This is a genomic window from Chloroflexota bacterium (assembly GCA_026713825.1).
GTDB lineage: Bacteria > Chloroflexota > Dehalococcoidia > Lucifugimonadales > UBA1127 > UBA1127.
Window position 1 is genome coordinate 1 of sequence record JAPONS010000020.1, and the last position, 2,196, is coordinate 2,196.

The following is a 2,196-nucleotide window of genomic DNA, read 5'->3' on the forward strand; positions in this document are numbered from 1 at the left end:
ACGAACTCCATCCGCGGCGGCCAGAATCGGGCCGTGCTGGATCGGATCGCCGAACACGGAACCATTTACGACGCGTGGTCAGACGAAGATTGGGTTGTCGACGGAGCGGCGGTGCGTGTGTCGTTGATTTGCTTCGGGGCGGGAGCAAACACGTTCGGTTATCGCCTGAACGGAGACGAAGTCAGACACATCCACTCGGACTTGAGCGCAGGAGCGGAGGACCTCAGCACTGCCTCAAAACTCTCCCACAACCGTAAGAAAGCGTTCATCGGGGTCAACAAGACGGGAGCCTTTGACGTTCCCGGGGAAACAGCCCGTGCGTGGCTTTGCCTGCCTCGCAATCCCAACGGGGGGGCAATTCGGACGTACTGAGACCCCGGCTCACCGGGAGAGATTTGGTCCAACGCTCAGCGGACGGGTGGATCATTGACTTCGGACCCTCGATGCCAGAGGAAGAAGCGGCGCTATACGAAGCCCCCTTCGCCCATCCCCTCTCTGCCAAGATGACTGAGACACCTGCACCCCTTGGAATTACTGTAGGGCGGTGGAGATGAGAAGCGATGGTCACAGAGAGAGAATCGATGACACTGAACGAGGTGGGCGCTCGGGCTCTGGGGGTTGAGGAGCGGGGCGACGAGACCCCCAGAGCCCGAGCGGGCGGCGCGAGGCCGGCGCCGGACCCCGAGGTGGTAGCCAAGCCGAAGCGACGCCAGTTCACCGCCGAGTATCGACTGCGAATCGTCGAGGAGGCCGACCGCTGCACGCAGCCCGGCGAGGTCGGCCGGCTGCTGCGCCGCGAAGGGCTGTACACCTCCCACTTGGCGGCTTGGCGCAAAGCGCGTCGTCAGGGCTCGTTGCGGGGCCTGACCCCGAACAAGCGCGGCGCCAAGCCCGCCGAGCGTAACCCGCTCAGCGCCAAGGTGCGCGAGCTCGAGGCGAAAGTGGTTCGGCTGGAGAAGGAGTTGCACACCGCGCACACGATCCTGGATGTCCAGGGAAAAGTTGCCGGGCTGCTGGGATTCAACCTCAGCGACGGGAAGGATTGCTGATGGCGGCCCGAGGGCTCGCCTCACAGGTCGGTGTGGCCCCAGCGTGCCGAGCGCTGGGTGTGTCACGGGCGACCTTCTACCGTCGTCACAAGGCCACTCCCGGGCACCAGCAGCCCCGTCCCACGCCCGCCCGGGCGCTGTGCGAATCCGAACGCGAGCACGTGCTCAACGTGCTCGCCTCCCCTCGCTTCGTCGACCGCGCGCCCGCCGAGGTCGTCGCCACGCTTCTCGATGAAGGCCAATACCTGTGCTCGGAGCGCACGATGTATCGGATCCTGGCCGCGAATCAGCCGGTGCGAGAGCGGCGCAATCAGCTCGAACATCCTCGCTACACCAAGCCCGAGCTGGTGGCCACCGGACCGAACCAGACGTGGTCCTGGGACATCACTCGACTGCTGGGACCGACACGCTGGAGCTACTTCTACCTCTACGTGTTGCTCGACATCTTCAGCCGCTACGTCGTCGGCTGGATGGTCGCTGAGCGCGAGAACGCCACCCTCGCCGCAACGCTGATCGAACAGACCTGCCTCAAGCAAGGCATCGAGCCCCAGGCCCTCACCCTGCACTCCGACCGCGGGGCGCCCATGACCAGCAAATGCACCGCGCAACTGCTCGCCGACCTCGGGGTGACTCGTTCGCTGAGCCGCCCCCAGGTCAGCGATGACAACCCTTTCTCCGAGGCCCAGTTCAAGACCCTGAAGTACCACTGCGGCTTCCCCGGGCGATTCGACGATATCCACACCGCCATCGACTTCTGCCGGTCGTTCTTCCCTTGGTACAACAGCGAGCACCGCCATGGCGGAATCGCCATGCTCACCCCCGATGATGTCCATCACGGCCGTGCCCACACCGTGCTGCAACAACGCGAACAGACTCTGCGCGCCGCCTGGAGTCATCATCCTGAGCGCTTCGTTCGTGGAATCCCGAAACCCCTGCCGCTTCCCGAAGCGGTCTGGATCAACCCACCGGCTACATCCACTACAGGAGAGACTGCTCAGTAAATCGCAATCGCCGGTGTCTCAAAGTCGTTGACAGGTTCCGGTGATGAGGATGCTGAGATGTTCGCGGACCCAGCGCCCGTCGGCCAGAGACAGGACGAGGTCCTTGTCGAGCCCGCGGGACGCGCGGAAGTCGATGTCCTCGATAC

Annotated in this window: 1 protein-coding gene and 2 pseudogenes; 2 read left to right on the forward strand and 1 reads right to left on the reverse strand. The window is 64.3% G+C overall.

Features of this window, described 5'->3' with window-relative positions:
* A partial coding sequence (locus OXC99_02600) for a class I SAM-dependent DNA methyltransferase (protein MCY4623880.1) occupies window positions 1–372 on the forward strand: 372 nt, incomplete at its 5' end.
* Window positions 373–581: 209 nt separating this feature from the next.
* Window positions 582–2,050: pseudogene (locus OXC99_02605) on the forward strand (IS3 family transposase).
* Between the two features lie 36 nt (window positions 2,051–2,086).
* Here OXC99_02605 and OXC99_02610 read toward each other — a convergent pair.
* Window positions 2,087–2,196, reverse strand: a pseudogene (locus OXC99_02610) (AAA family ATPase).